5 protein-coding genes are annotated in these 6,538 nt (G+C 33.2%); 2 read left to right on the forward strand and 3 right to left on the reverse strand.

The features are described 5' to 3' along the window. Positions 1–319, reverse strand: a 319-nt coding sequence (locus ACXJIE_RS00395) for a rhodanese-like domain-containing protein (RefSeq protein WP_456479004.1), incomplete at its 3' end; no start/stop codon positions are given. A 45-nt stretch (positions 320–364) separates the two neighbouring features. Next, the gene (locus ACXJIE_RS00400; protein ID WP_456479005.1) at positions 365–1,018 is read right to left on the reverse strand and encodes a phosphoribosyltransferase; all 654 of its coding nucleotides are present in this window, start codon (positions 1,016–1,018) and stop codon (positions 365–367) included. A gap of 98 nt (positions 1,019–1,116) precedes the next feature. Here ACXJIE_RS00400 and ACXJIE_RS00405 point away from each other — a divergent pair, with 98 nt between their 5' ends. Then, a complete protein-coding gene (locus tag ACXJIE_RS00405) occupies positions 1,117–1,725 on the forward strand; it encodes a sterol desaturase family protein (protein ID WP_456479006.1) in 609 nt (202 codons plus the stop codon). Here ACXJIE_RS00405 and rgy read toward each other — a convergent pair. Further along, entirely contained in the window at positions 1,697–4,912 is a 3,216-nt protein-coding gene (gene rgy / locus ACXJIE_RS00410) for a reverse gyrase (RefSeq protein WP_456479007.1), read from the reverse strand. The genes ACXJIE_RS00405 and rgy overlap by 29 nt on opposite strands. A 69-nt stretch (positions 4,913–4,981) precedes the next feature. On the opposite strand from rgy, the gene ACXJIE_RS00415 reads away from it, so the two are divergent. After that, positions 4,982–6,304: a chloride channel protein gene (locus ACXJIE_RS00415; protein WP_456479008.1), complete on the forward strand. Its 1,323-nt coding sequence runs from the start codon at positions 4,982–4,984 to the stop codon at positions 6,302–6,304. Positions 6,305–6,538 lie beyond the last annotated feature (234 nt).

The raw sequence follows: 6,538 nt of genomic DNA on the forward strand, positions 1-6,538 counted from the left end.
CTTTTATCCTGCTCGCAAAAAACGCTTTTCTACATGCTACAACAATTGGTTGCGTTTTATCATCTGGTAAAATATCCACATATTCTGCAAATTCCGGATACGGAGTATAATATGCATTCGCAATTCCGGCTTCCTCAGCATTTTGAGGATCAACCAAATGAGGAAGTGTCACATCAAGTAATATCGCTCCTACTTCTTTTAACAATTCCCTTGCTTTATGAATATCAACATTTGAAAGATTTTCTTTTTTTTTATTTAATGCCAGACTTTCTTTAAATCTTCCCATTATTTCATTTTCAAACTGTGTTAGTTTTGCCATTTGCAACTCCTTTTTTATATATTACAACTCATATTCTTTAAAAAATCAAGATAAATTTTTTTTAGCTTCGTTTAATAACTCTTTTACTTCCGAATCACTTAACTGATGAAAGTCTTCATACCATCTTCCCACACTCATAAACATTTCAGGCGTTTTTAAAATCTCCAAATGGTGTGATACGCTTTTTAACATATTTAAAACACTTTCGTCTTTCGGAGCCACCGGAACGGCAATGATAATACTTCTTGGTAGATCTCTGGCAATGCTCTGTGCCGCAAGATACATACTAGCCCCTGTCGCTATCCCGTCATCTACCAGAATAACATCCTTACCTTCAAGGGGAACGGGTTCATATTTATATTTATCCCTAAGTCTTGCCATTTCCTGAATTTTTTCTATTCCTTTTTCCTGAAGATAATTTTCATCCACACCAAGTCTTTGAATCATTTCCTGATTTAAAAAAACAATTCCGTTTTCACTCACACTTCCTATTGCAAGTTCTTCGTTTCCGGGTGCCGGAATTTTTTTAACAAAAAGCAGATCAAGGGGCGCATTTAATTCTTTTGCAATTTCAAGACCGACAGGAATTCCACCGCGAGGCAATACCACCACCACAGGATCTACAATTTTTCCTTCGTCTTTTAACTTTTTAAGTCTTTTAGCAAGCAGTTTCCCTGCTTCTTGTCTATTTTCATACATTTTTGTCCTTTTTTTATTTATATTATATCAAAATGGCTTAATTTTTTGATATAATTACAAATTATATTATGTCATAAGTAGAACTTAAGGAGAGGAAAATGAAAGATTTCATATTAAAAATGACGGCTTCAAAATGGAATTATTATTTAAGTCTAGCAACTGATTTTTTAACTGCCGTAGTATTTTTAGGGCTAAGTATATACTACTCTACAGATATATGGGCAAGCATTGCTTTATTCGTAGTAGGTGTTATATTTTTCACTTTTTTAGAATATGCGGTTCATGCATGGTTGTTTCATAAAAATCACCCTTTAAAAGTATTTATTGAAGGACATGCACATCATCATCAAAACCCTTTCAGTTACGATGCTATGCCGTTTTTTATGAGTGCTGTAATTGCTTCTTTTTTTGCATGGTTGTTTCACTTTTTTATGCCAAGCAGTGATGCGTTCGCAATTGTAGGGGGTATGGCACTTGGGTATTTCAATTACGGAATTATGCATCATATTATGCACAGACGCGAATTTTCAAGTAATTACTGGAGATATATGCAAGAGTTTCATTTTGTCCATCATAAAAAACCTCTTTTAAATCACGGAATAACCACAGATATCTGGGATAGAGTTTTTGGAACTTATTACCAATGGACGGAAGAAGACCTTAAAGGTATAGAAAAACTTAAAAAAGTAAAGAAAAAATCTTCTTAAGTTCTTTTTCATAATCAATTTTCCCCTCTTCAATTTCATCCATTATCTTTTCAAGTTCAGCTGTAAATTTTTCAGATACAAACTCTTTATAACCGCTTTGAAATATCTCTTTTATTACTCTAAATCCAAGTTTTGTGGCAAAAACATATCCATTTTTATCGGTAATATATTTTCTCTCAAGCAGTTTTTCTATAGTTATTGCGTAAGTTGAGGGCCTTCCTATTTCTTTTTGTCGCATTTCTTCAATAATTTCGGCATATGTATAAGGTGTAAATTTTGATTTTTTAAATATTTTTTTGGTTACGGCTTTTTCACCTTCTTTTATATTATAAACCTTAACAGGATAAATAAGATTAAAGCCGTTTTCTATAATTTCCGTAATATATTCCGCCTCTTTTGATAATACGGAAAATTTTTCTACCAAAACAACAGCCTCTTTCATAAATGAAGCTATAAATTTTCTAAAAATCAAGTCATAAAGCCGAAAATGTCCGTTTGTTAAATTTATTCCCTTTTCAAGAACAAATGATTTTAAATCATCGCTGTCCATTGAAGTCGTAGATCTTATAGCTTCATGAGCACCGGTGCTTTTAAAATTTCTGTTTTTATAATACTCTTTTGAAAATTTTTCCAAAATATAAGATTTTGCTATTTTTTTACCAACATCGGAAATTCTGTATGAATCGGTCCTGTGATATGTAATAAACCCCCGTTCGAAAAGATCCTGTGCAAGCTGCATGGTAACCTGAGGCGAAAACCCGTATTTTTCATAAGCGGCTTTTAAAAGATCCGGGGTGTTGAAAGGTTTTTCGAAAAGCGCCTCTTTTTTTGAAGATATTTTTTTAACAATTATTTTTTCCCCAATAGATGAAAAAAACTTATCCGCCCTGTTTTTATCTTCAAAATCAAAATCAATGTTTATATTATCAAACGATATTCTTATCACATAAACTTTCTCTTCTAATTTGGAAGTTCTCTCACAAATCCATTTCAATACCGGCGTTTGAACCCTCCCCGCCGAAAGATGGGGAGAGTGAAGTATGTTTTGTAAATAAGAGGATATTTTAAATCCCACCCATCTGTCCGTTATTCTTCTTAAAAGCTGTGCTTTTACAAGATTCAAATCGGTTAATCTCGGATTTTCAATTGATTTTTCAAATGCATATTTGGTAATTTCGTGAAATTCTATACGTTTAATGTTTTTATTATAGGGTTTGTTGTTTAAAATTAAATCAAAAGCTATTTTTTCCCCTTCCCTGTCAGGATCGGTGGCAACATATACTTCTTCTACTTCATTCGCGTTTAAATTTAAAGATTTAAGAATTTTATCTTTGTTTTCAATTATTTTAAAAATAGGTATCAAATCCCTAACACCCCAGAAACCTTCATCTTTTACCAGATCAAAATCATGCCCCACACTCGCACATACGACCAAAACCCTGTTTTCAAGCAGAACTTCATAAACCGTTACCCCGTCAATTATCCTTTTTGACGGATTTCCGAAAAACGAACTTATCGTTTTTGCTTTTGTTGGTGATTCCACTATTACAAAAGTGGTTTTAAATTTCGTTTTGTATTCTGTTTTTCTTGATTCGTCTATTTCGTATAAAATTTTATTAATATTAGTTTCGTTTATATTTTTAAGTTCAATTCCGCCAAAGAGTTTAAGTTTTTTGCTAAGTGAATAAAAAGCTTTTTGGCTGTCAACCAATACAAGGCTCAGCCCCTTGGTCAAATGCCCTTTATAAAACCTGCTGCTCCGTCCGCTTGCCTGAATATAACCCGTAACATCTGCAATTATAAACTTTTCCCCGTCAAAACTTATCTCTTTTGATTTTTTAATCAGTTCGGAATAGTCATCTATAATTTTTCTGAATTTTTCTAATATGCCGTTTATTTTAACCTCGGTTTTTTCATTTATAAACGGAACATAAAGATACCCTTTTAAAAATTTCAAATCTTTTTGTATTTCGTTTATATTTAATGTTTCGCTGTTTTTCACCAGATACGGCAATAGTGACAGCATCAGAAAATAAAACATTCTAAAATTTTCTTCTTTGAGGTTGAATTCGAGTTTCGGAACACCTACAAACAGGGTGTACCTTATATATTCCGGAAGTTCTATTCCCCTTGCCAGCGGATTTTTATAACTTGCAAATCCAACAAAAAAACACTCGCCCCTTTTAAACTCCTCTATATGATCACCAAACTCTTCATAAGAATATGCGTTAATTCCTTTAGATTTCAAATAATTAACGTAATCATAAAGAGTTTCTTTTGTTTCATTTCCGGGTAAAAACAGAAGTCCGCCGCTTCCGAGTATTCTTATCCATTTTACAGATTTTTCCCATGAATATTCATTATCATACAAATCTTCTATATTTCTAAGATTAAAACCCGGGCGACTTACTTCAAAACCTAAAAGGTATTTAAAAAGCAAAACTCTTTTTGATTTCGGGTTTGCCGTGGCGGATGATACGATTAAATTGCCTTTTTTTGAGATTGGTTTTATTTGAGAATATTTTTTGTTTTTAATAAGTTCATATGTTTTTTCTATCGTGTCTTCATCAAAACCCAATAACATTAAAACATCATTTATTTTTTTACCGCTTTTTAAAATAGAATCGACATCGTCAACAAACACAAGATTAAACGTTTTATTAATCAGGTTTTTATTTTTGTATAAAAACTGGGTGGTGGTTATCAAAATATTGTAACTGCCGGATTTAATTGACTCTTTTTCATTTTTTTTGCCCGTGTAAGCCGTAAAATCAATCCCCCACTCTTTAAATTTTTCACACGCCTGATTTACGAGAAGTTTTGTAGGGAAAATTATATAGGAACTGTTTACAAAAGCGCAGAGTAAAAGTCCGAAAATCGTTTTTCCAATCCCCGTAGGTGCCAAAAGGGCAAAAGAACTGTCCAAAAAAAAGCGTTTAGCCCACATTTTTTGAATTGAATTCAATTCATAACCGGTTTTGTTTTTAAAAAATTTATTAAATTCACCAAGTTTTTTTTCAGCAAGGCAGTACTTTTCATAATTTAATAAATTTTCGCAGTTTTGCATATTCCAAAGTCTGTTTTGTGTTTTAAGGCATTCATCACAAAACATTCCTTTATCGAGATTTAATGAAGAAATATCACCGCCGCATCTCGGACACCGGTTTTTGTAAATAATTTCAAGCATTTTATGCCTTTTTTTATCTGATAATAACATATTTGTGTTATAATTGAACCTTACTGAAAAAGGAAAGTAATGACACGTATCATAAAGCTTTTCAAACTGCCTTTAAGCAAATTTTCCATATTCAGAAATTTTTTAATCGCATCGTTTATAACCGGAAGCATCAGCGGAATTTTTGTCGTTATTTACGACCTTTTGACTAAATTTATTTCAAAACTTCTGTTTTTCGGCGATCCCTCACAATCAATACACAAACTTCCGTTATGGTATGTCTTTTTTATACCTATTGTTTCAATAATAATAATAAATTTAATTATAGCGTACGACAAAAGCGTCAAAGAATACGGTGTAAGCGAAATTACGGAAATAGTTTCGGAAAACAGGGAAATGATAACCTTAAAAAACCTGTTTTTAAAAATCATAGCCTCTGCCCTTTCCATCGGAAGCGGTTTTGCAGTCGGAAACGAAGGTCCCTCAGCCGCTATAGGCGCAATGATTGCGTCTAAAATACATAAACTGATGAAACTTCCGGCAAATCTTATAAAACCCCTTATAAGCGTGGGGGCAAGCAGCGGAATTTCGGCTATATTCGTCTCTCCCATTACGGGAATAGCCTTTGCTATTGAAAGCATAGCTTACAATTTCGTAAAAAGCTATATTTCTTTTATAATTATCGGAAGCCTCAGCGCATTTACCATATCCGTTCAGTATCTGAATTCTTTTCATTTTATTTATTCCGCAGGAAGGGAAATCGATTTCAGATATGTATATCTCACAGCACTTTTTATACCTTTTTTAACTTTTTTCATTTACTTTTATCTTATTTTACAGGACAAAATTCTTTATGTTTTAAACTTAAAACTATTCAATAAATTCGGATTTTTAAAAAACCTGATCTTTGCGGTTGTAGGAGGAAGTGTAATCGCGAGTATACTTGTTTTATCGCCGTACGGCGGGTTTACCGGACACAACATAATCACATTGCTGATAAACGAAGAAAAAATGCTCCCGGTACTGTTTATAATAGAACTGCTCTTTTTGAGAATTATTGCAACCTCTTTTTCAATATATTCAAACGCGATAGGCGGTATGTTCGTACCTCTTATGAGTATAGGCGCACTGGTCGGATACGGGTTCGGCATTATAGTTTACCAGCTTCATATAGGAACCGAACCGTTTTATTTTGCGGCTATCGGCGCAGCCGTTTTTATGGGTGTGCTTATGAAACTGCCTTTTACTTCTATCGTTCTGGCGCTCGAAATTACAAACGACTACAACGTCGTGGTTTCCACCGGTTTTAGCGTTGCAATCATCACATACCTTACAAGGCTTAATTTTAACATTAAAAAATTCAATACAATCAACATAAATTTTTCAGATTTAAAGATTCATTGACCGCAGTCAATGCATTAAATTCTTCAAAAGACTAAAATACTCCTGTAACAAAAATTTTAAGGAGTACAAATGTTCGGATTATTCGGAAAAAAAGAAGAAGAACAAAAAAATAACGCATGTGATTTAAAATTCCTATGCTGGCAGTGTGAGATGAGCGCACCCGGCGGATGTGGAAGCCATGGGGAAAGCAAAGGTGTCTGTGGTAAAACATCTACAAAATCAAGACTTCAGGAT

The organism is Nautilia sp., assembly GCF_053994455.1.